This is a genomic window from Streptomyces sp. NPDC030296 (genome assembly GCF_055572815.1).
Map to the genome: position 1 here is coordinate 282,107 of NZ_JBVICQ010000003.1, position 21,166 is coordinate 303,272.

General features: G+C 73.3%; 18 protein-coding genes. 12 read left to right on the plus strand and 6 right to left on the minus strand.

The genetic code is table 11. The features are described from left to right. Nucleotides 1-164: 164 nt before the first annotated feature. Complete coding sequence (locus ACZ4Z3_RS09300) at nucleotides 165-779, minus strand: 2-oxo-4-hydroxy-4-carboxy-5-ureidoimidazoline decarboxylase (RefSeq protein WP_468500402.1); 615 nt, start codon at nucleotides 777-779, stop codon at nucleotides 165-167. A gap of 224 nt (nucleotides 780-1,003) precedes the next feature. On the opposite strand from ACZ4Z3_RS09300, the gene ACZ4Z3_RS09305 reads away from it, so the two are divergent. The 5 genes from ACZ4Z3_RS09305 to ACZ4Z3_RS09325 all read left to right on the plus strand — a co-directional run bounded on the left by ACZ4Z3_RS09305 (nucleotide 1,004) and on the right by ACZ4Z3_RS09325 (nucleotide 5,638). Further along, nucleotides 1,004-2,605 carry a beta-N-acetylhexosaminidase gene (locus ACZ4Z3_RS09305; protein ID WP_468500403.1) on the plus strand — a complete coding sequence of 534 codons (1,602 nt, stop codon included), beginning with the start codon at nucleotides 1,004-1,006 and terminating at the stop codon, nucleotides 2,603-2,605. Between the two features lie 228 nt (nucleotides 2,606-2,833). Then, nucleotides 2,834-3,667: a DUF4328 domain-containing protein gene (locus tag ACZ4Z3_RS09310; RefSeq protein WP_468500404.1), complete on the plus strand. Its 834-nt coding sequence runs from the start codon at nucleotides 2,834-2,836 to the stop codon at nucleotides 3,665-3,667. An 84-nt stretch (nucleotides 3,668-3,751) separates the two neighbouring features. Beyond that, nucleotides 3,752-4,309, plus strand: a complete 558-nt coding sequence (locus tag ACZ4Z3_RS09315; protein WP_468500405.1) for a hypothetical protein — start codon at nucleotides 3,752-3,754, stop codon at nucleotides 4,307-4,309. A 128-nt stretch (nucleotides 4,310-4,437) separates the two neighbouring features. Further along, nucleotides 4,438-5,010 carry a hypothetical protein gene (locus ACZ4Z3_RS09320; protein ID WP_468500406.1) on the plus strand — a complete coding sequence of 191 codons (573 nt, stop codon included), beginning with the start codon at nucleotides 4,438-4,440 and terminating at the stop codon, nucleotides 5,008-5,010. A 172-nt stretch (nucleotides 5,011-5,182) separates the two neighbouring features. Further along, nucleotides 5,183-5,638 carry a hypothetical protein gene (locus tag ACZ4Z3_RS09325; RefSeq protein ID WP_468500407.1) on the plus strand — a complete coding sequence of 152 codons (456 nt, stop codon included), beginning with the start codon at nucleotides 5,183-5,185 and terminating at the stop codon, nucleotides 5,636-5,638. 158 nt (nucleotides 5,639-5,796) lie between these two features. Here the strand turns inward: ACZ4Z3_RS09325 and ACZ4Z3_RS09330 are convergent, their stop codons facing one another. Further along, on the minus strand, nucleotides 5,797-8,325 hold the full coding sequence (locus ACZ4Z3_RS09330) for an FG-GAP-like repeat-containing protein (RefSeq protein ID WP_468500408.1): 2,529 nt from the start codon (nucleotides 8,323-8,325) through the stop codon (nucleotides 5,797-5,799). Between the two features lie 318 nt (nucleotides 8,326-8,643). On the opposite strand from ACZ4Z3_RS09330, the gene ACZ4Z3_RS09335 reads away from it, so the two are divergent. The 4 genes from ACZ4Z3_RS09335 to ACZ4Z3_RS09350 all read left to right on the plus strand — a co-directional run bounded on the left by ACZ4Z3_RS09335 (nucleotide 8,644) and on the right by ACZ4Z3_RS09350 (nucleotide 12,663). Next, nucleotides 8,644-9,261, plus strand: a complete 618-nt coding sequence (locus ACZ4Z3_RS09335) for an RNA polymerase sigma factor (protein ID WP_468500409.1) — start codon at nucleotides 8,644-8,646, stop codon at nucleotides 9,259-9,261. After that, complete coding sequence (locus ACZ4Z3_RS09340; RefSeq protein ID WP_468500410.1) at nucleotides 9,258-10,370, plus strand: hypothetical protein; 1,113 nt, start codon at nucleotides 9,258-9,260, stop codon at nucleotides 10,368-10,370. Before ACZ4Z3_RS09335 ends, ACZ4Z3_RS09340 begins: the two co-directional genes overlap by 4 nt. A 374-nt stretch (nucleotides 10,371-10,744) precedes the next feature. After that, on the plus strand, nucleotides 10,745-11,431 hold the full coding sequence (locus tag ACZ4Z3_RS09345; RefSeq protein ID WP_055522212.1) for an RNA polymerase sigma factor: 687 nt from the start codon (nucleotides 10,745-10,747) through the stop codon (nucleotides 11,429-11,431). Beyond that, entirely contained in the window at nucleotides 11,431-12,663 is a 1,233-nt protein-coding gene (locus ACZ4Z3_RS09350; protein WP_468500411.1) for a hypothetical protein, read from the plus strand. The genes ACZ4Z3_RS09345 and ACZ4Z3_RS09350 overlap by 1 nt, the downstream gene beginning before the upstream one ends. Nucleotides 12,664-12,987: 324 nt before the next feature. Here ACZ4Z3_RS09350 and ACZ4Z3_RS09355 read toward each other — a convergent pair whose 3' ends face one another. Continuing rightward, nucleotides 12,988-13,905: a L,D-transpeptidase family protein gene (locus ACZ4Z3_RS09355; protein WP_468500412.1), complete on the minus strand. Its 918-nt coding sequence runs from the start codon at nucleotides 13,903-13,905 to the stop codon at nucleotides 12,988-12,990. A gap of 240 nt (nucleotides 13,906-14,145) precedes the next feature. On the opposite strand from ACZ4Z3_RS09355, the gene ACZ4Z3_RS09360 reads away from it, so the two are divergent. Then, nucleotides 14,146-15,726: an acyl-CoA mutase large subunit family protein gene (locus tag ACZ4Z3_RS09360; protein ID WP_055712829.1), complete on the plus strand. Its 1,581-nt coding sequence runs from the start codon at nucleotides 14,146-14,148 to the stop codon at nucleotides 15,724-15,726. A 68-nt stretch (nucleotides 15,727-15,794) separates the two neighbouring features. Next, the gene (gene leuE / locus ACZ4Z3_RS09365; protein WP_468500413.1) at nucleotides 15,795-16,448 is read left to right on the plus strand and encodes a leucine efflux protein LeuE; all 654 of its coding nucleotides are present in this window, start codon (nucleotides 15,795-15,797) and stop codon (nucleotides 16,446-16,448) included. 31 nt (nucleotides 16,449-16,479) lie between these two features. Here the strand turns inward: leuE and ACZ4Z3_RS09370 are convergent, their stop codons facing one another. Further along, the gene (locus tag ACZ4Z3_RS09370; RefSeq protein WP_468500414.1) at nucleotides 16,480-18,006 is read right to left on the minus strand and encodes an FAD-dependent oxidoreductase; all 1,527 of its coding nucleotides are present in this window, start codon (nucleotides 18,004-18,006) and stop codon (nucleotides 16,480-16,482) included. 71 nt (nucleotides 18,007-18,077) lie between these two features. Here ACZ4Z3_RS09370 and ACZ4Z3_RS09375 point away from each other — a divergent pair, with 71 nt between their 5' ends. Beyond that, nucleotides 18,078-18,749 carry a TetR/AcrR family transcriptional regulator C-terminal domain-containing protein gene (locus ACZ4Z3_RS09375; protein ID WP_468500415.1) on the plus strand — a complete coding sequence of 224 codons (672 nt, stop codon included), beginning with the start codon at nucleotides 18,078-18,080 and terminating at the stop codon, nucleotides 18,747-18,749. A gap of 117 nt (nucleotides 18,750-18,866) precedes the next feature. On the opposite strand, the gene ACZ4Z3_RS09380 is transcribed toward ACZ4Z3_RS09375, so the two are convergent. Together ACZ4Z3_RS09380 and ACZ4Z3_RS09385 are read right to left on the minus strand one after the other, a co-directional pair. Then, complete coding sequence (locus ACZ4Z3_RS09380) at nucleotides 18,867-19,814, minus strand: class I SAM-dependent methyltransferase (protein ID WP_468500416.1); 948 nt, start codon at nucleotides 19,812-19,814, stop codon at nucleotides 18,867-18,869. Nucleotides 19,815-19,980: 166 nt separating this feature from the next. Further along, nucleotides 19,981-21,162, minus strand: coding sequence for an acyltransferase family protein (locus ACZ4Z3_RS09385; protein ID WP_468500417.1), 1,182 nt, complete (start codon nucleotides 21,160-21,162; stop codon nucleotides 19,981-19,983). Between the last annotated feature and the right edge of the window lie 4 nt (nucleotides 21,163-21,166).

Sequence of the window (21,166 nt, forward strand, 5' to 3'; positions counted from 1 at the left end):
GTGCGTGCGGCGCTTAAGCCGGGTATGGCGGTGTGATCAAACTGGCATCGAAGGCTGCACGTAAGGGTGAGTATCGGGCGGCGTCCGGGGTGCGGGTCGCCGGCCCGCCGCCCGGTGGGGGTCCGTCGTGGCCGGTTCCGCCCGTGCGGCCGGGCCGTACGGGGTCAGTGCGGCGCGCCCCGGAGGAAGCCGATCAGCCTTTCCGCGGCGAGGCGCCGGAGTTCCTCCGCCACGACGACCCGTTCCTCCTCCGGGTCGTGGGCCAGACGTGAGCGGATGCCCTCCAGGGTGCGGTCCAGGCGCTCCACCGGAGGGGTGCCGTCCAGGCAGATGACGAACACATGCCCGAAGCGGGCCTCGTAGGCGGCGTGGGCGGCGCTCAGGGCCGTGTGCGCCACGTCGTACGTGTCCGAGGGCAGGGAGGGGAGGGTCTCGCCGGCCAGTGCCTCGGCGAGGTCGGTCGCCGTGAGGTCGTACGCGGCCTCGTCGGAGGCGGCCAGCAGGGAGTCCAGGTCCGGGTAGGGGCGGTGGTCGGTGAGCCGGTGGGCCCAGCGGAGGCTGCGCAGACAGCCGAGGAGGGACTGACGCAGGGTGTCCTCGGGGGCGTGGTTGAACCACTCCACGGCCGTGGGACCCGGGGCGTGCGCCTGCTCCGGAAGGGTGACCCGGCCGGGGAGGTGGGGGAGACGGTGCGGAGGCAGCGTGGTTCCTCGGCGATGTGTAGGGGCCGGCAGAGCAGGCTGAGCGAGATGTGCCACCACGTTATCGAGGTGGGTCATGGGCTGTCCGTTCGATGCCCGAAATTCACCCGGTCGGGCAAGTTTCGGACCCTGTGGTGGACTGGTGGGGTGGTCGGACGTCGTAGGTTCGAGGGGGAGGTACGGGGAGAGGACGGCAGAGAGGTGTGCGAGATGTGGCGGATGAGGACCGGGGCCGGGGGCGCGTCGTGAGCGGTGGCCGGCGCCGGGCTCCCCGCAGGAGGACGGCGGTCACGACGAAAGGGTTGCTCCTGGGTTCCGGGGTCGTCCTGGCGGGTGGCGCCGTCGCCGTGGCGGTGACCGTGTGGCCGGGCGGTGACACCCGGACGGCGGGCGGCTCGGGGCCCTCGCGGGAGCCGTCGTCCGTGAGTGCCGCGAAGGGATCCCCCACGCCGTCCCCCTCGCCGTCGCCCTCGCGCTCGTACGCCCTGTCGCAGAAGCCGCGCACCATTCCGGCGGTACGGCAGCACCAGGCCGCCCGCGGGCCGGGCTGGCGCCCCTCCGGCGGCGGACGGGTCGTCGTGCGCAGCGGGGCGCTCGCCGACGAGGGACGGCTGACCGCCGGGGAGCTGGGTCTGACGTACGCCGGGGACACCGAGCCCCGCGAGGGCGATGTGGAGCTGGCGCTCAGCGGATCGGGGAAGTCCGCCTCGGAGGCGTACACACTGACGGTGAAGGACCGGAGGGTGCGGATCGCGGCGCCGGCCGAGGCCGGGGTCTTCTACGGCACCCGCACCCTGAAGCAGACGGTGCGCGGCGGCGGTACGGCACCGGAGGGCGTGATCAACGACCAGCCCGCCAAGCCGCAGCGCGGGTTCATGCTCGACATCGCGCGCAAGCACTTCACGGCCGGCTGGATCGAGGACCGCGTCCGGGAGCTGGGCGACCTCAAGTACAACCAGCTCGGCCTGCACTTCTCCGACGACCAGGGCTTCCGGATCGAGTCCTCCACCCATCCCGAGGTGGTGTCGGGCCAGCACCTCACCAAGGCGCAGGTGCGGAAGATCGTGGCGCTCGCCGAGAGCCGCCACATCGAGGTCGTCCCCGAGATCGACTCGCCCGGCCACCTGGGGGCCGTGATCGCCGGGAACCCGGGGTTGCAACTGGTCAACGCGCAGGGTGTGGCCGCGCGCGGGGCCGTCGACATCTCCAAGCCGGCCGCCGCGAAGATCGTCGACGAACTCCTCAACGAGTACGCGGGCCTCTTCCCCGGCGCGCGCTGGCACCTCGGTGGCGACGAGTACCGGGCGCTCTTCGCGTCGAACCCGGAGGCGTCCTACCCGCAGCTGGCGGCGGCCGCGCGGGCGAAGTACGGCGCGGGCGCCACCGTCGCCGACCTGGCGACCGGCTGGCTCAACGACCGGGCCAGGGTGATGCGCGGCCACGACCGGACGGTGCGGGCGTGGAACGACGGGTTCTTCCGGGGCGGCCGCGTCCAGGCGGACAAGCGGATCCAGGTCGCCTACTGGACGGGCAAGGAGATCGGGGCACGGCAGCCGGTCGAGTACCTCAGCGCCGGGCGGCAGGTCGTCAACTACAACGACGAGTACCTCTACTACGTGCTCGGTGAGCCCAACCAGTTCTTCTACCCGACCGGGCAGCGCATCTACGAGTCGTGGACCCCGCGGGTGCTGCGCGGCACGACCGCCGTGCCCGCGCAGTACGACAAGCAGATCCTCGGCGGTGTCTTCGCGGTCTGGTGCGACCTCGCGAACCGGCAGACCGAGGCCCAGGTGGCGGCCGGGGTGCGCATGCCGCTGCGGGCGCTGTCGCAGAAGCTGTGGGACCCGGCGAAGCCGACGCTGACGTGGGCGCAGTTCCGGGCGCTGGCGGCAAAGGTGAGCTGAGCGCGCCGGGGAGGGAGCCGAACGGGCCGCGCCGGGGGCTGAACGCGCCGGAGCGGGGCGGGAGCCGAGCGCGCCGTGGAAAGGGGTGGACGGGCGGGGCCGGTGAACCGTATGTTCCGCGTGTTCTGATCGCCGAGCGTGAAGGTCTGGGGAGGACCGGGCTCGGCTCCTTCACCGCATTCGCTTTCTTCCGCGTCCCGGGGACGCGGTCGCACGGGGGGCTTTGGCATGACCTGTACACGCTGTCGGCAGTTCGACGTGGCGCCGGGAGGAGAACTCTGCCGGGCCTGCGAGGCCGAGGACCTGCATCCGGACGTGGGTCCGAGCCTGCCGCAGGCCCCGCCGCTCCCGCACGCCGCCGGGGCGCCGCAGTTCGGTCCGGGGGCCCCGGCGTCCTGGCTGCGGTCGCCGGTGGGGCTCGGGCGGGCCGTGGCGATCCTGCTCGGCGTGGTCGCCCTCACGGACCTGGTCGCCGTGTGGGCGGACGTCACGATGCTCGACGTCCTCGGCCGGATGGCGGACGGCGCGTACGGGTCGGCGATCGAGGCCGACGCGGACCGGGCCGACCAGCTGTACGCCATGACCGGTGCGGCGCAGTCGGTCGCCTTCCTCGCCACCGTGGTCGTGTTCCTCGTCTGGTTCCACCGGGTGCGCGTCAACGCCGAGGTGTTCGAGCCGTTCGGCCACAGCAAGAAGCGGGGCTGGGCGATCGGCGGATGGTTCGTGCCCGTCGTGAACCTCTGGTTCCCGCGCCGGATCGCGATCGACGCCTGGGACGCGAGCAGCCCCTGGGCGAAGCCCCGGTCGCACGCGCTCGTCAACGCCTGGTGGACGTTCTGGCTGATCGGCAACGGCGTCAGCCAGGCCGGCACCCGGGCCTACGCGAGGGCCGAGACCGCGGACGAGCTCCACTCGGCCACGCAGATGGTGCTGTTCGCCGACGCCTTCGAGATCCTGACCGCCGGGCTCGCCATCCTCTTCGTCCTCGCGCTCACCCGGATGCAGGACGACAAGGCCCGCAGCGGGCCGCGTGCAGCGGAGCCGGAGCCGGCGACGGCCTGACCGACGCCAGGCCGGCTTCCGACAATCGTGCGGATTGCCCGATTCCGGGGGCGGACCGCCGTGCGGCTGTGGTGTATTCCCGACATGGGGTACTGGGGGTACTACGTCGTGGCCCGCAGCGAGCGGCCGCTCGCGGAGCTGGACGCGCTCGCCGGGGCGCGGGGGATGACGCTGCGCACGGCGGCGGCCGACGGGTGGCAGGTCTGGGCCTGCCCGAGAGGCGCCGATCGCGATGGTGCGGCGGGCGACGGCGGCGACAGTGGCGCTGACGGTGACATCGGGAACATGAACGCGCTGGCGGGGGAGACGGGTTCGCCCGCGCTGTTCGGCTACGTCATGGACAGCGACTGCGTCGTGGTGGAGGCCGCCGCGCCGGAGAGCGGGGCGTGGACGACCTGTCTGGCTCGGACCGCCATGGCCGACTACCTCGGGGACGGCGGCCAAGGGCTCACCGTCGACGACTACTTCCTCGAACCGCGTGACGCGGCCGAGCGGGCCGTGGCCTGGGCGGCGGAGGCGGGACGGGTCGCCGCTGAGGAGGCTTTGGCCGACGTACTGGCCTCGGAGCCTGGACCGGTGGACCCTCTGGCTGAAAATATCCTCTTCCGGTTGCTCGACCGGCTCGGGGTCGTCCCGCTGTGACACTCCCGGGCCGTTGCACGCAGTAAGGGGAAGTGCGGGTTCCGTTAACGGGTGTTGGAGGGAACGCCCGGAAGTTCTGGAATACGGAGCCCTGTCGAGCGAGGACGAGCAGGATCGAGGGAGGCGTGATGAGCCTGGTGGAGCTGATCGCCCAGGCCGACGAACGCGGTCTGGCAGCAAGCGGACTGGCTTGTTTGGACCGTTGCGTACCGCTTCTCGGCGGGGACGACGAGGTCCTGCGCCCGCTGTGGGCGGGGCTGGTGGACGACGGGGACGGCTGGGGCGAACGGATAGCGAAGATACGCGGTGAGCTGGGGGCCGGCACCGCACCCGACGGCGCCGACGAGGGGGAGGACGTCGTCGGCCTCGCCCGTCGCATGCTCGACGCGGTGCCCGACGAACGGTCCGGCGCGGAGCTGAGGCAGTGGGCGGAGGTGTGCTCCGTCGCCGCGCTGCGCATCCATCAACTGCTCGATCCGCTGGACCGCGGGGGAACGGAGGCCGTCGCCGCGTGCCGGGAGGGCCGCACCGACGGCGCGTCCCATCTCGTCGCCGCCGAACTCCGGCGCCAGGTCGCCGTCCTGGAGCTGATCGCCGGGCACGGCGCGGGGGCCGTTCGGCAGGCGCTCGACGTCTCCACGGAGGGACGGCGCGTCCTGCGCGCGGTCGTGTCGCGCCGGGCACGCGGGGTACGCGGCTGAGGGCGCGGAACCACGGAGGGGGAGGCGGGGGCGCTGCCGCACAGCCCGTAAACCGGGCTTTCCGAGCGGGTTCTGTGGGTGTCCTGCGGGCGGGTGTGGGGGTCCTGCGCCGGTGTCGCCGAAGGAGCCCGGATCGTGTGACGCGAGGCGTGGGACGAGCGCTTGTACGGGTGTGAGCGCACAGCAGACATTCGGTTCGGTCAGGTCGGTCGGTTCGTTCGGTTCGTTCGGTGAGAGCAGCGGGCCCGCGCGACGGTCGCCGAGCGCGGCCAAGCCCCTGCGATGGGCGGCCGACGCGGTGGCGGTCATGCGGGAAGGGGCGCGGGTGCGCCTCGACTACTCGCCGCAGAGCCTGTGGCGGGTGGACCGGATGATCGAGGAGATACGGCAGGAGGGCGCGCCGTACGCCGCCGTGCAGGGCGTCCTGCGGGGGTTCGGCGCGTACGGCGGCGAGGTCGTCGTGCGGTGGGCCGGCGGTGAGTGGGTCGAGGAGGCGGGCGGCCACTGGGTCCGCACCTGGGACGGCAGCTACTGGGACCCCTTCGAGGAGGCCCGCCGCTGCTATACGGGGGAGGGGGCGCTGCGGTTGCTGTGCCGCGACGCGATGCGCTTGAGGCCGGGCGCCTGACAGCTCGGGGGCGCGGGGTGCGTTGGCGGGTGCGGGTGCGCCGTGGTTTCTCGCGCAGTTCCCCGCGCCCCTGAAGGAACGGGCCTGCGGCCCGCCCCTTCATGAAAAGCACGGGGCGCAGTCCCGGTCGCCTTTCAGGGGCGCGGGGAAGCCCGCCCTCACGGTGTCAGATGCCGCCCGAGTCGCGCCCCCGAAGCCGTACCCAGTTGCGTCACGCCGTAGTACGTCGACCTCGTCGTCGTCGGTGTGCCTCCAGGCGACGGCACGTACAGGATCGTGCCGGTGCCCGCGTCCTCGCCCTCCGCCCCGATGAGCAGGTCGGCGTGTCCGTCGCCCGTGACGTCCGTCAGGGAGACGGCGGAGCCCAGTTTGTCGTCCTTCTCCGTGGAACCGGGGACGTCGGGCGCGTCCTGGGAGAGGGCGAGGGAGCCGGTGCCGGTCGGCCCGGAGGCCGTGCCCTTCAGCAGCCACACCGAGCCCGCGTTCGCGCGGTTCGTCCCGGCACGGGTGATGTCCTCGTTGGGCGCGCCGGTGAGGACGTCCGCGTAGCCGTCCGCGTCCACGTCCCCGACGGACACCGACGCCCCGAACCCGTCGGACGTCTCCGACGCGCCCTCCACGTTCGCCGTGCCCTGGTGGACCGTCCGCACGCCGGTCGTGGTGGGGCCCGTGGCCGAGCCGGGGACCATGGTGATCTGGCCGCCCGCGTCGCCGCCCGACTCACCCGTGTACGGCTGGCCGACCACGATGTCGTCGTAGCCGTTGCCGTCGACGTCGCCCGTGGCGACGGCACGGCCGCCCTTCACCGTCAGTGTCGCCACCTTGGTGAGCCCCAGCGACCGGGACCCCTTGAACCAGTTCACCTTGCCGATCCCGGACGCGTCCCGGTAGTTGAGGACCACGTCGGCGTACCCGTCACGGTTGAAGTCGCCGCTCGCGGCGTCCGCGTACGCCAACGGGCCCGTCGCCGTGGTGAGATCACCGGCGACCTCGTGGCCGTCGTTGAACCGGGCCGCCCAGTTGCCGCCCGTGCCGGTGGCGGCGGTGAACACGTCCGCCCTGCCGTCGGCGTTGAAGTCGCCGACCGCGACGGTCGCCCCGAACCGCGCGCCCTTCGGCTCGTAGTCGTCGCCGAGGGCCATCGTGTCGGCGTCGGCGGTGAAGGAGGGCCCGTAGAGGATCGTCACCGCGCCGCGGTCCGCGTGCCCGGTGGTGTCGTCCTCGCCGGGCGCGCCGACCGCGAGGTCCGCGTACCCGTCGCCGTTGATGTCGCCCCACGCGGTGGCCGAGCCCCACTGGTCGCCGGACTCGGCGGCGCCGGGGACGCCCGCGCTCGCCTGGTCCAGGCGGAGCCTGGCGGAGGAGACGGGGCCGCCGGTCCCGCCCGGCACGAGGGTGAGCACTCCGCTGCCGGTTCCCGGCGTGGCGGCGACCAGGTCGCTGACGCCGTCCCCGGTGTAGTCGGCGGTGGGGATCGCGGAGTTGCGGGCGGGGGAGGCGGCGTAGCGACGGATCTCGGGGAGTTCGGCGTACAGGTTCGCGCCGGGCGAGGTGGTCGACGCCGCGTCCTTGCCTCCGGAGATCACCGGCAGTTCGGCCGGCTCGTCCTGCCCGTACGTGCCGCTGTCCTCGGACGCGGTCAGCGTGACCGTGCCGTTCGGGTCGCCGCCGTACTGGCCGAGCTTCCAGGCCGCGAGGCGGGCCACGGACTCCACGGCGGCCCGGGTCGGCGTGGCGCCGTCGTAGTCGCCGAGAACCGCGACACCCGTCGAGGCGCGGTCGAAGCCAGGAGTGTGCGCGCCACGTACGGGCAGGTCGGCGCCGCCCGCGCGGCCCTCGTGGATCCGGCCGCACTTGTCGACGACGAAGTTGTACCGGAGGTCGCCGAGGCCGGCCGTCCCGGTGTCGTACGCCATGAGCGCGCGGATCAGCGCCGGGGACTCGGCGCAGCTGTAGGCGTCGCTGCCGCCCGTGTGGTGCACGAACACCGCGCCGACCTTGTCGTTGTACTGCGGCGACCCGGTCACCGTCGCCTCGTTCGCGCCCCACCGGGCCCGGCCGACGATCGGGGGCCGGGTGACGGTGGAGGTGACGGCGACCGGCGGATCGTCGGTGACGAACGCCGCGTTGCGCATGCCGTCGGCGCCCGTCGCGCTCCGCGTACCGGCCGTCGCGGCGGTGTGCCCGGCCGTGCCGTCCGTCGTCCCCGGGTCGACGAGGTCGACCCGCAGCCCCTTCGGAAGCCCCGCCCGTGACCCGTCGGCGGTGACGACCCGGGCCTCGACGCCGTCGCTGGGGCCGACCCACAGCGGCTCGGAGGCACCGCGGGTGCCGCCGGGCAGGGCGGCGGACGGGCGCAGGGCGCGCCAGGCGCTCCACCGGCCGGTCGCGGCGTCACGGGTGCGCACCTGGGCCCTGCCGTCCAGCCGGGCGGCGGCATCGGTCCAGGAGACACCGAGGAGGGAGAAGGGAGCGGTGCGGGTGCGGGCCAGAGCGGGCCGCCCGCCGACGGCGGACGTGAGCGCCACCTCGTGCACCGACGCGGGGCGTTGGGCCCCGGCGGACCGGGCAGTGCCCACCGTGCCGGCCGTCGAGTCCTGGGGGCCGGCCACTGCGTACGACACCACGCTCGCGCCACCCGCGACGGCGGCGCCGAGCGTCAGCCACGCCCTTCGCTTCGCACTCATCGGCCGGTACGCATGGCTCCTACGGCGAATCAAATGCCCCACCCCTACACGAACAACGCGAAGACACCACCCGGCACAAGGGCGGCCTTCTATTCAGAGCACAAGCCGCCGCGAACATCACCATCGGGCGGCACGCGTGTGACCCAAGTCATGCGAACGGCCAAAGCTCCCCCGCAAGGGTGATCTTCGGCGGATCCGTCCCGTGCTCAGTGACACTTCCGCGGGGCACGACGCAGATGACCGTGGGGCCCGGTGACGATCCCGAGGGGGTCGGGGGCGGGTCCCGGGACCGCGACGTCGTACTGACTAGGACAGCTCTTGGGCCAGGGAGGCGAACCTCGCCGCGTGCAGGCGTTCGACGGGGAACTGGGCGTGGCCGTCGCGCGGGCACAGGAGGGCGACGAGGCCGCGTTCGCGGTCGCGTACCGGCTGGTGCAGCCGGGGCTCCTCGGGTACCTGCGCGGCATCGTCGGGGACGACGCGGAGGACGTCGCCTCGGACGCCTGGCTGGAGATCGCGCGGGACCTCGGGCGGTTCAAGGGCGACGGGGCCGGGTTCCGCGGCTGGACCGCGACCATCGCCCGGCACCGGGCCCTCGACCATCTGCGGCGCCAGAAGGTCAGGCCCCGGGGGACCGCCCTGGAGAACGACCTGCTGGAGCTGCCCGGCGTCCACGACACCCATGACCAGGCGCTGGAGTCGCTCTCCACCGCGCAGGCCCTCGCGCTCGTCGCCCGGCTGCCCCGTGACCAGGCGGAGGCCGTGCTGCTGCGGGTGGTCGTCGGCCTCGACGGCCCCGCCGCGGCCCGTGTCCTCGGCAAACGCCCCGGCGCGGTGCGCACCGCCACGCACCGGGGGCTGAAGCGGCTGGCCCAGCTGCTCCGCGCGGAGGGTGTGACGGAAGACGGCGCCCGGACGCTGGGGGAGTCGGGATGAACGGCAGCGGCGGCAGCCGCCGCGGCCACGGCAGCGACGGGCGGCACGGCGACAGTGAAGGGCGCGCGATGCCGCCGGGCAGGGCGGAGTCGGACATGGGCGAACGACGACACGGCGAGGCGGGCCAGGACGGCCGCCCCGCCCGAAGCGACGCCCCGGCTCCCGCCCCGGAGAGGCCGACCGACTCGCCGTCCGACCGCACTGACGCCGGTCCCTGTTCCGGTGGCGACGCCGGCCTCACCCATGCCGGCCTCTCCGACATCGGCGTGCCCGCGGCCGACGCTTCCTCCGTCGATCTCCTGCTCGCCGTCGCCGTGCGGGGCCGGGCCGAGGTGGACAGCGCGGGGGAGGCGCGGGCCGTGGCGGCGTTCCGGGCGGCGCGGGAGCAGGGGGCGCGGACCGCGCGGACCCGGCGGCGCGACGACTGGCGCCCCAACCCGCGGCGTCGGGTGCAGCTCTCCGTCCGCACCACCCTGGCCGTGCTGCTGTCCAGCCTCACCCTCGGCGGTGTCGCCTTCGCGGCGATCGGCTCGGCCACCCGCGACGACGCCGCCGCGCCGGGGCACGGGGAGGACGGTCGTACGGGGACCGCGCGCAGCGCCCCCGCCGCACCCGGCTCCTCCGGAACGCCGGGCGCCGGTTCCTCGACGGGCGACCGGCCCGCGAGCGCGCGGGACACCGAGGCCCACTGCCGGGCGTACGAGGAGAAGGCCGAGGGGCGGGGCAGGGCCCTGGACGCCACCGCCTGGCGGCGGCTGGCCGACGCGGCCGGCGGCACGGAGAAGGTCGCCGCGTACTGCGCCGCCCGGCTCGGCGACGCCGACGACGCCGGGGGCCGGAAGCAGCGGGCCGGGGACTCCGCCGGGAAGCGGGACGGGACCGAGCGGTCCACGGGGGCCGAGGCCGGGCGGAAGTCCGACGACGCGGGCGTACCGGCCGGGGCCGCCACCGGGAAACCGGACGGGGCGGACCGGCAGGGCCGGGCGGGCCAGGGGGAAGAGAAGGACCTGGGGAGCCAGGCGGACCAGGGGGGCCGCGAGGACGAGCCGAAGGGCGCGGACGCGCCCGGCCGGGGCGACGGGGCGGACAGGGCCCCGGGAACGAAGTAAGGCCGGCGTGCTCGCGAGACCCCCGTACTCGCAAGACACCCGGCCGACTCCGCCGATGGCAACGGCCGGGGCCGCCACCCCCCACAGGAGAGGCCCCGACCGTCGCGCGGCACGGGCCGCGCGGCGGCCCGTACTACCTACAGCGCCGCGCCCCCGATTTGTGTCACACCCCGCCGGATCACGAGTTAGTTGCATGTTCTACGGACATGGACGGGCAGCGGTTTCAGGCCGTAACGTGCCATTCGCGCCGGATCGCGGAGGACGACCACAGCTCTGACCGCCGGTGAGGTTGAGACCGCAACCATTGATCGGAACCACGACGGAGAGAACCCGGGCCGCGAGAGCGGCGCCGGCTCAGGCGCAAGAGGGGCGCGGTGCTGGGGGACGACGCGGAGCTGACCGCCGCGGTACTTGCGGCACAGGACGGGGACGAGACCGCGTTCCGGACTGTGTACCGCGCCGTGCATCCACGGCTGCTCGGGTATGTACGGACGCTCGTCGGTGATCCGGACGCGGAGGACGTCACCTCCGAGGCGTGGCTCCAGATTGCCCGCGATCTGGAGCGGTTCACCGGTGACGCCGACCGGTTCCGGGGCTGGGCCGCCCGGATCGCCCGCAACCGCGCCCTGGACCACATACGCATGCGTGGCCGCCGCCCCGCGATAGGCGGCGACGAGACCGAGCTGACCGGGCGGGCGGCCGAGTCCGACACGGCGGGCGAGGCGATGGAGGCACTCGCCACCGGCCACACCCTGTCCCTCATAGCCCAGCTGCCCCAGGACCAGGCCGAGGCCGTGGTGCTGCGTGTCGTGGTCGGCCTCGACGCCAAGACGGCCGCCGAGACGCTCGGCAAGCGCGCGGGCGCCGTACGGACGGCCGCGCACCGGGGCCTGAAACGGCTCGCGGAGCTGATCGGGGAGAATCCGGAGACGGCCGCGGAGGCCGATCCGGAATCCGGCGACTCGCTGGACGCGGTGCCCCCACCAAGAGAACCGCGTACCCGCGCGGCTACGTCCGCCGGTGTGACGCATATGCGTTCGCGGACGCAGAAGGACATGTGATGGCCGACGAGCAGTACAAGTGGCTGAACCGCGATATGGCGGAGCGGCTGCTGCGTGGCGAGCCGCTCGACGCCGTCGACCCCGACACCCGCTCTCGGGCCGACCGGCTCGCCGAGACGCTCGGCGCACTGGCCGCCGAAGCCGCCCCCAAGCCCGCGCCGGGCTCCGAACTTCCGGGTGAGGAAGCCGCGTTGGCCGCCTTCCGCACCGCCAGGACCGCCCGCGCCGGGCAGCGGGACGAGGCCGTCGCGCCCGCGGGGAGCAGCCGTACCCACAGGTCGGCGCCGGTCGCCGACGCCGGGCTCGTCCGTCTCGGGCGGCCCGCCCCGGACGGCCGGCGGGCCCGCTGGGGCCGGCCCGTGCGGTTCGGGCTCGTCGCGTCGCTCGCCGGCGGGATGTTCGGCGGTGCCGTCCTGGCGGCGGGCAGCGGTGCCCTGGTGGGCTCCATCGGGGACGAGCAACCGGAACCCCCCGTCTCCGTCACCTCTCCCGCCGAGTCGCCGGACCAGCCGCTGATGTCGCCGTCGCCGCGCGAGTTCGTGCCAGGGGGCGACACCGGCGGCGGGACGCGGGGCGAACCCACGCCGCGCGGTGACGGCTCCGGCGGGAACACCCCCGGCAGCGGGAAGTCCGGTGGCGGGACCGACGACGACACCTCGGACGACCGCGGCGGGAACCAGGGCGGCCTCACCCCGGAGTGGTGGAACAGCGTCCTGTCCGCGTGCCGCGACGTCCGCAACGGCAAGGATCTGGACGACGACCGCCGGCGCAGCCTGGAGGGCGCGTCCGGCGGCAAGGGCGGCGGCCGGCTGAAGAAGTACTGCGACGGCGTCCTCGCGGGCGGCGGCAGGAACTTCGGCGACGGCCACGGCAAGGGCCGGGGCACCGGTGGCGCGTCGGGTTCCGCCGGTTCCACCGGCACCGGGTCGAAGGACCGCTCCGGGCTCGACCCCGACGAGGACGACGACTCCGACCGCGGCCGGGGCAACGGGCACGGCAACGGCAATGGCAACGGCAAGAGCCACGGCCGGGGCGGCGGCAAGGGCAAGGGACAGGGCTACGGCCGGGGCAACGGCAAGAGCCACGGCGGCAAGGGCGGCGGTCAGGGCAAGGGTGGCGGCCACGGCTCCGGCCAGGGCGGCAACCAGCACCGGGGCCAGGGCGGTACGGCGGCGATGATCGCCGCCGACCTGCGCACGAGCCCGGCCGACGCACCCTCTCGCCGCGTCTGACCTGCGGTTTCCCGTCCCTTCAGAAATTCCTTCCCGTAACGGGTAACACTTTCGGCCGCCCCGCCGCAGTAATGAGTGAGCCGACTGGTCATCGGCCGTCGCACAGAGCCGGGGTTCCCCCCGTACCTACGGCTCGTGCACCTAGGCGCGGGCGGGACACGTTCCCCCGGTCCCGCCCGCGCCCCAATCCCCCGTGGCAATCCCCCGTGGTCACCCCGTACTCCCAGCGACGCTTCCGGCGCCCTCCCGCTATGCGTCCTGTGACGCACATCACTTCTCAACCGGCCCTCGCGGCCCCGGCGTCCGACCCGGCGACCCGCCCCCTCACCAATGGACGACCACCTTGTCGCCATTCCTGACCTGCGCGAACAGCCGCGCGATCGCCGCCTCGTCGCGGACGTTGACGCAGCCGTGCGAGGCGCCGTAGTAGCCGCGGGCCGCGAAGTCGGACGAGTAGTGGACGGCCTGGCCGCCGCTGAAGAACATCGCGTACGGCATCGCCGTGTCGTACAGGGTCGACCAGTGGTCGCGCGACTTGAAGTAGACGCTGAAGACGCCTTCGCGGGTGGGCGTGTACTGCGAGCCGAACCGCACCTCGACCGTCGTCAGCGTGGTGCCGTTCACCATCCAGCGCAGGGTGCGGCTCGTCTTGCTGATGCACAGCACCCGGCCCGTGAGGCAGCGCGGGTCCGGCTCCGCCGCCGGCTGGCCCCCGAACGCGTACAGGTCCCACTTGCCGGGCTCCCGTGTCATCCCCACCAGCCGCGCCCAGGTGACGGTGTCCGTCCGCCCCGTCCGCGGCAGCCCCCGCTTGCCCTGGAAGCCCTTCACGGCCTGGACGGTCAGCTCGTCGTACGTCCCCGTCGGCCCGACGTGCAGCCACGCGACCTGCCGGAGGCGGGCCTGGAGTTCGCGCACCTCGAACCCCTCGTCGCCACGGGACCACAGGACCTTCGCCGGGGCCGCCGGGGTGGGATCGCCGCCGGACGGCGCGGTCGTCGGGGCGGCCCCGCCACCGGACCCCTGCCCGCCCGGCCCCCCGCCCTTCTCGTAGCCGTCGCCGTCGCCGGCCGCCGTGTCGCCGTCGTCCTTCAGGGAGCCGCCGCCCGGCGCGGCCGTCCCGTCGACGCGGACCGGCTGCCGCTGGTCGCCGTCCACCCGTACCACCGGGCCCGTACAGGCGCCGGCCACCACGATCACCGCGAGTGCGGCCGCGGATCTCCGCATGTCCTTCGTACGCATCCGGCTCCCCGACGTCTCATGGCCGCGGTCTCGTGGGCGCGCGGGCCCGGCCGTCCTCCCGGCCGGGTCTGCCGAAAGGTTGCCCGGGCGTGACCCGTCGCGAACAACGGGGCATGGTTGTGAGCAAGGTCCCAGCGGGTGCCCCTCCACCGGGCGCACGGCCGCCGCTACAGTCCGTCGCGAGGGTCGTCTGTACTAGCGAGTAACCACCGAGTAACAAGCAACGCGGAGGCACACACCATGGCGCGCGAGTCGGAGTCCGGACTGCCCATCGAGCCGGTGTACGGACCGGACGCCCTCGAGGGCTGGGATCCGGCGGACAAGCTGGGTGCCCCCGGGAAGTACCCCTTCACCCGTGGTGTGTACCCGTCCATGTACACGGGGCGGCCGTGGACGATGCGGCAGTACGCCGGTTTCGGCACGGCGGTGGAGTCCAACGCCCGCTACAAGCAGCTCATCGCCAACGGCACGATGGGCCTGTCCGTCGCGTTCGACCTGCCGACCCAGATGGGCCACGACTCCGACGCGCCGATCGCGCACGGCGAGGTCGGCAAGGTGGGTGTGGCGATCGACTCGATCGACGACATGCGGGTCCTGTTCGGCGGCATCCCGTTGGACAAGGTCTCCACGTCGATGACGATCAACGCCCCCGCCTCGTTGCTGCTCCTGCTGTACCAACTCGTCGCCGAGGAGCAGGGCGTCAGTGCCGACCAGCTGACCGGCACGATCCAGAACGACGTGCTGAAGGAGTACATCGCCCGCGGCACGTACATCTTCCCGCCCAAGCCCTCGCTGCGGCTGATCGCGGACATCTTCAAGTACTGCAAGGCCGAGATCCCGAAGTGGAACACCATCTCGATCTCCGGCTACCACATGGCCGAGGCCGGTGCCTCGCCCGCGCAGGAGATCGCGTTCACCCTCGCCGACGGCATCGAGTACGTGCGCACGGCGGTCGCGGCCGGCATGGACGTCGACGACTTCGCACCCCGGCTGTCGTTCTTCTTCGTCGCCCGGACGACGATCCTGGAGGAGGTCGCCAAGTTCCGTGCCGCGCGCCGGATCTGGGCGCGGGTGATGAAGGACGAGTTCGGGGCGAAGAACCCCAAGTCGCTGATGCTGCGCTTCCACACGCAGACCGCGGGCGTCCAGCTGACCGCCCAGCAGCCCGAGGTGAACCTCGTGCGCGTGGCCGTCCAGGGCCTCGCGGCGGTGCTCGGCGGCACGCAGTCGCTGCACACCAACTCCTTCGACGAGGCCATCGCGCTGCCCACGGACAAGTCGGCCCGCCTGGCGCTGCGCACCCAGCAGGTCCTGGCCTACGAGACGGACGTGACCGCGACCGTCGACCCCTTCGCGGGCTCCTACGTCATCGAGAAGATGACCGACGACGTCGAGGCCGCCGCGGTCGAGCTGATGCGGAAGGTCGAGGACCTCGGCGGCGCGGTCTCCGCGATCGAGCACGGCTTCCAGAAGAACGAGATCGAGCGCAGCGCCTACCGGATCGCCCAGGAGACCGACTCCGGTGAGCGCGTCGTCGTCGGCGTCAACCGCTTCCAGCTCGACGAGGAGGAGCCCTACGAGCCGCTGCGCGTCGACCCGGCCATCGAGGCCCAGCAGGCGCAGCGCCTCGCGAAGCTGCGCGCCGAGCGGGACCAGACGGCCGTCGACAGCGCCCTCGCCGACCTGAAGAAGGCCGCCGAGGGCACCGACAACGTCCTCTACCCGATGCGGGAGGCGCTGAAGGCCCGCGCCACGGTGGGCGAGGTCTGCAACGCGCTCCGCGACGTGTGGGGCACGTACGTGCCCTCGGACGCCTTCTGACGGTTCGCCGTCCGGAGCCGTCCGGACTTCGGGGCGGATTGTCGTACCCCCGTGCCAGAATGCGGCCCATGTTCGGAGTCGTCGACCTTCCCACCTATCTGGCGGGCCTCGTCCTGATCGTCCTGCTGCCCGGTCCCAACTCCCTGTACGTGCTGTCCGTCGCCGCCCGGCGGGGGATACGGACGGGGTACCGGGCCGCGGCGGGCGTGTGGTGCGGGGACGCCGTGCTCATGACCCTGTCGGCGGCGGGGGTGGCCTCGCTGCTCCAGGCCAACGCCGTGCTGTTCGGGATCGTGAAGTACGCGGGCGCCGGCTATCTGACGTGGCTCGCGGTCGGCATGCTGCGGGCCGCGTGGGGCATGTGGCGCAGCCGCCGGCAGACGGTGGCCGAGGTGGCGGGCGGAGAGGTCGTGGAAGGAGAGCGGCCCTTCCGGCGGGCGCTGGTCATCAGCCTGCTCAACCCCAAGGCGATCCTGTTCTTCGTCGCCTTCTTCGTGCAGTTCGTGGACCCGGCGTACGCCTACCCCGCCCTCTCCTTCGTGGTGCTCGGCGCCTTCGCCCAGCTCGCGAGCGTGCTGTATCTGACCGCGCTGATATTCGGCGGGACCAAGCTGGCCGCCGCGTTCCGCCGCCGCAAGCGGCTGTCGGCCGGGGCGACCTCGGCGGCGGGCGCGCTGTTCCTCGGCTTCGCCGTCAAGCTGTCCCTGGCGAGCGGCGCGTAGCGGTGCACGCCGGCGGTCGGCGTCCGGCAGCTCACGGCGTGGCCTCGGCGAGGCCCACGCGGGCCGCGTACCGGCGCAGACTGCTCGCCGTTCCGCCCGTCACGCTCGCCGTCCCGCCCGCCCAGCCCACGTAGCCGTCGGGGCGGACCAGGAAGACGCCGGTGCCGTACGCCTCGTGGGCCGGGATGCGGACCCGTCGCACGTCCCACGGCTCCGGGAGGTCCGCGGCCCCGGCGCCGACCGTGAGCAGCGTCCAGTGCGGCCCGCGGAAGGCGTCGAAGAGACGTACGCCGCCGCGCCGTCCGTCGGGCGCGCGGTCCCCGGCGCGGAGAGCGTCCGGGGGCAGGTTCTCGCGGGTGTCGACGCAGAGGGAGGCGCCCCGGTAGCCGAGGTCGAGCTGGCGGGTGGCGCGGCCCCGGCGCTCCTCGCCCCGGTGGACCCGCGTGGACAGGCCCAGGACGTCCGCCGCCACCGGGCGCCGCTCCTCCTCGTAGGTGTCCAGCAGCGTCGCGTCCGCGCCGTCGCGCAGTACCGCGCCCAGCTTCCATCCCAGGTTGTAGGCGTCCTGCACGCTGGTGTTGAGGCCCTGGCCCCCGGCGGGCGAGTGGACGTGCGCCGCGTCCCCGGCGAGGAACACGCGTCCCTCGCGGAAGCGGTCGGCGAGCGCGGCCCGGGGCCGGAAGTCCGACGCCCAGCGCACCTCGGTCACCTCCCCGGGCGCGAGGTGCGAGCGGGCGGCGACCACCTTGCGGATGCCGTCGGCGGACAGGTCCACCACGGTCTCGGCGTCGGGGAAGTTGGCGACCAGCTGGAAGTCGTCGGTGCCGGGGAGCGGGCAGATCGCCAGGAAGCCGCCGGTCAGGGAGTCGGGCCGGGCGGGTCGCGCCGCCCCCGCGGCCACCGTGCCGGGGGCGTCCTCCGGGTCGGCCGCGGGCGGGAACACATGCCAGTGGTCGCGGTCCAGGGCCGGGATGCGCACGTCCGCCACCAGGGTCGGGCCCGGATCGACGGTCTCGCCGGTCATACCGATGCCGAGGAGGCGGCGGACGGTGGACCGGCCCCCGTCGGCGGCGACGGCGTAGCGGGCGCGGACCCCGGGGCCCCGGTCGAAGGACGCCGTGACGCCGTCGGCGTCCTGGACCAGCCCCACCAGCTCACGGTCGAACACCACGTCACCCCCCAGCTCCCGCAGCCGGTCCAGCAGGATCTCCTGCGTACGCCACTGCGGGATCAGCCAGGGTCCCGGATAGGGCTCGGTCTCGGTCGCCTCCACCTCGTCGAACATCCGGTGCTCGCCCTGCGGGCGTCCGAGGCCCCAGATCATCCCGACGGGCGCGGGGCCACCGGCGGCGTGAATCCTGTCCAGCACGCCGAGGTCGTCCATGACCTCCAACGTGCGCGGCTGCATGCCCTTGCCGCGCGACCCCGGGAACAGGCCACCGGCCCGTTCCACGAGCAGGGCGCGGACGCCGCGCCGGGCGAGGTCGACGGCGAGGGCGAGACCGGTGGGGCCCGCGCCGACGATCAGGACGTCCGTGGTCTGCGTGTCCGTACTCATTCAAGAATCTCCTTAACAGTGTTAAGTTCCGATGGGCGACAGCATGCGCTTAACGCCGTTAAGCTGTCAACGTGGTTCCCAGGAAATCCCCGAAGCTGGACAAGAGGCAGGTCGCCGAGACGGCCCTGCGGTTGCTGAACGAGGTCGGTCTCGAAGGGCTGAGCCTCCGGGCGATCGCCAAGGAACTCGACGTCCAGGCACCCGCGCTGTACTGGCACTTCAAGAACAAGCAGGACCTGCTCGACGAGATGGCGACCGAGATGGTCCGCCGGATGGCGGCGGACTGGGCGCGACTGTCGCCGGCCGGGGAAGAGGGCGCCGACTGGCAGGAGGGGCTACGGGCGCGGATGCGGGGGATGCGGGAGCATCTGCTGCGCTACCGCGACGGCGCGAAGGTGTACAGCGGGACCCGCTTCACCGACCTGTCGTACGCGGAGCCCATGGAGGCGCACCTGCGGATGCTCACGGCGGCGGGCTTCACCCCGGCGGGAGCCGCGCGGGCCTGGCTGACGGCGTACAGCTACACGATCGGCTACGTGATCGAGGAACAGGCGATGGGCCCGGATCCGGCGGCCGGCACGGAGGGCTACGACCTCACGGCACGCGCCGAGCGCCTGGAGGCGTTCCCCTTGGCGGCGGAGGCGGGCTGGGAGATCTTCCAGGACCACGAACGAGGCTTCGAGGAGGGCCTGGAGGCGGTCCTGGCGGGTATCGGGACGACGATGAGACCCCACCGGCCCTGAGGGGGCGAAGCCCCCAAAGGGGCGCGGGGAACTGCGCGACCAGCCACACTCGACCCGCAGTTCACCCGCGCACGCAACCGCCCCCCACAGAAGATCCACCCGCCGAAGAACCGCCCCCTACCTCCCCGGCATCCTGCCCGCCCGCGCCTTCCGGATCGCCCTGGTCACCACCGGCGGCAGCAGATCAACGGCCAGCCGACGGGCCCCGCTCAGCGGTGGCCGGGGCCGAGGCCGCGACCGCACGGCGGCGACCGGCGACCCAGCCGGTCCGACCGGCCCGGTCGGCGTCGGCTCGGGCTCCGCCCAGTGCCGGGACTTGGGAAAGTCCGGCGCCTTCATGCCCTTGGACTTGAGGCGGAGCACCCGGTGCCCGGCGGCCCGCTGATTGCTGAGGTGGCAGTCGTCGCGCCCGGCGACCATCTCCAGCAGGGCCTCCTGGAGCGGCTCGGGATCGCCCCAGGTGCCGTAGAGCTTCTGGGTGCTCAGGCAGACGGGGTTGAGGCCCCGGTTGAGCACGGCCTCCCACGCGGCGATCGACACACCGGGCGTGTGCTCGGAGCGGAAGTCGTCGAGGACGACGACGCCGCCGGGGAGCAGGATGTCGCGGGCGGCGGTGATGTCGCCCTGGACGTGCTCGTAGAGGTGCGACGCGTCGATGTGCACGAAACGACACGAGCGCGGCTTCACCTCACCGGGGACGATCGAGCTGGGGCCTTGCAGGACGCGGGGCAGTTCGTCGTGGAAGGCGAGGTAGTTCGCCTCGAAGGCCCGCCGGGTCAGGGTGCTGCGGTACGACTTGGTGGCCTCCGCCGCGTTGGCGTCGTCGGGGGCGTCGCTCTCGAAGAGGTCGCAGACCGTGTAGGACTCGCCCTCCTGGAGGTGCCGGCCGAGGAAGATGGCGCTCTTGCCCATGTAGACGCCGACCTCCAGGAGGTCGCCCCGCTCACCGGCGGCCTCCTGCCGGTCGAGGAACCAGTTGAAGAGGAGCTGGTCGAGCACCGGGAACCAGCCGGGTACGTCGTCGAGTTCACGGGGGAGCCGGATCGTGCCTTGTTCAGAGGTCATGTCAGAGGTCATGAGGACGGAAGACTCTCTTGCGTCGACGAGGCGAACAGGCGAACGGGCCAGGAACCTACGAGAAGCCCCCGACCCGGTCAAGGATGCTGCGGAGCCTCTCCGCGGAGCCCGTTTCGAACCCCTGACCTGGGTGAACACTGGGACAATTTCGGGTTCAACTACGGCGTCCCTGAAGTGACGCGCGCAGCCGCGGTTGCAGCGGCCGTTCGACCCCGTGGTGCAGCAGCCACGCGAGCAGCAGCATCAGCGCCACGGTGAGCGCGAGCGTCAGGGAGGACGGCAGCCCCAGGCCCTGGTGCAGCGCCTGCACCACCGGCCAGCCGAGGTGCTCGTGGACCAGGTAGAAGGGGTACGTCAGCGCGCCGGCGGTGGTCAGCCAGCGCCAGTTCACCCGGTCGAGGAAGCCCAGAGCGACCGCGCCGACGGCCACGAAGCCGACGACGACGGCGAGGACGATGGCCGGCTGGGGGCGGTACGAGAAGAACGCGTCGTTCGGCGCGTGCCACATGTCCCGGACCGTGTGGTACTGGCTCAGCAGCAGACTGAACCCCACGATCAGCCAGGCGGCGGTGTCCCGGCGGTCCCGGTGCACCAGGTAGAGGCCGATGCCGCCGATGAACAGCGACGCGTACTCCGGCATCAGCACCAGCTGCAGGAACGGTTCCCCTGATGCCTCGGCCAGGGTCGCGGCCAGCGTCCAGCCCCCGCAGAACCAGATGACCCGTCTCCGGGTCACCCCGGGCAGGACGACGCACAGCGCGAACAGGACGTAGAAGCGGACCTCCGCCCACAGCGTCCAGCACACCCCGAGGACACGGTCCGCGCCCAGCGGCATCTGGAGCATGGTCAGGTTGACCAGGAACTCGCTGGCCGACACCCGTGCGAAGGCGATCCCCGGCAGGGCCAGCACCGCCGCGACGAGGACGACCGCCGCCCAGTACGCCGGCAGCAGCCGGGCCGCGCGGGACGCGAGGAACGACTGGACCGAACGGCCCCAGCCGCTCGCGCAGATGACGAACCCGCTGATCACGAAGAAGGCCTGGACGCCCGCCCAGCCGTACGCGAACCAGCTGTGGGCGGTCGGGAACTGCACGGCGGGCGAGGCCCCCCACGCCTTTTCGATCTCACCGTCGCGGCCTCCGTAGTGGTAGGCCGCGACCGAGAGGGCGGCGAGGAGCCGCAGCCCGTCGAGGGCGTACAGCCGGGGCGCGGGGCGGGCCCCGCCGCGAGCGGCGGAGGGCCCGGGGGTCGCGGCGGGGGCGGTGCGGGGGGTCGTGCTCGGGGTGGTGCCCGCTTCCGGTGAGAGCGTCGGAAGCGTCGTGCTCTTCGCGGTCACGCCG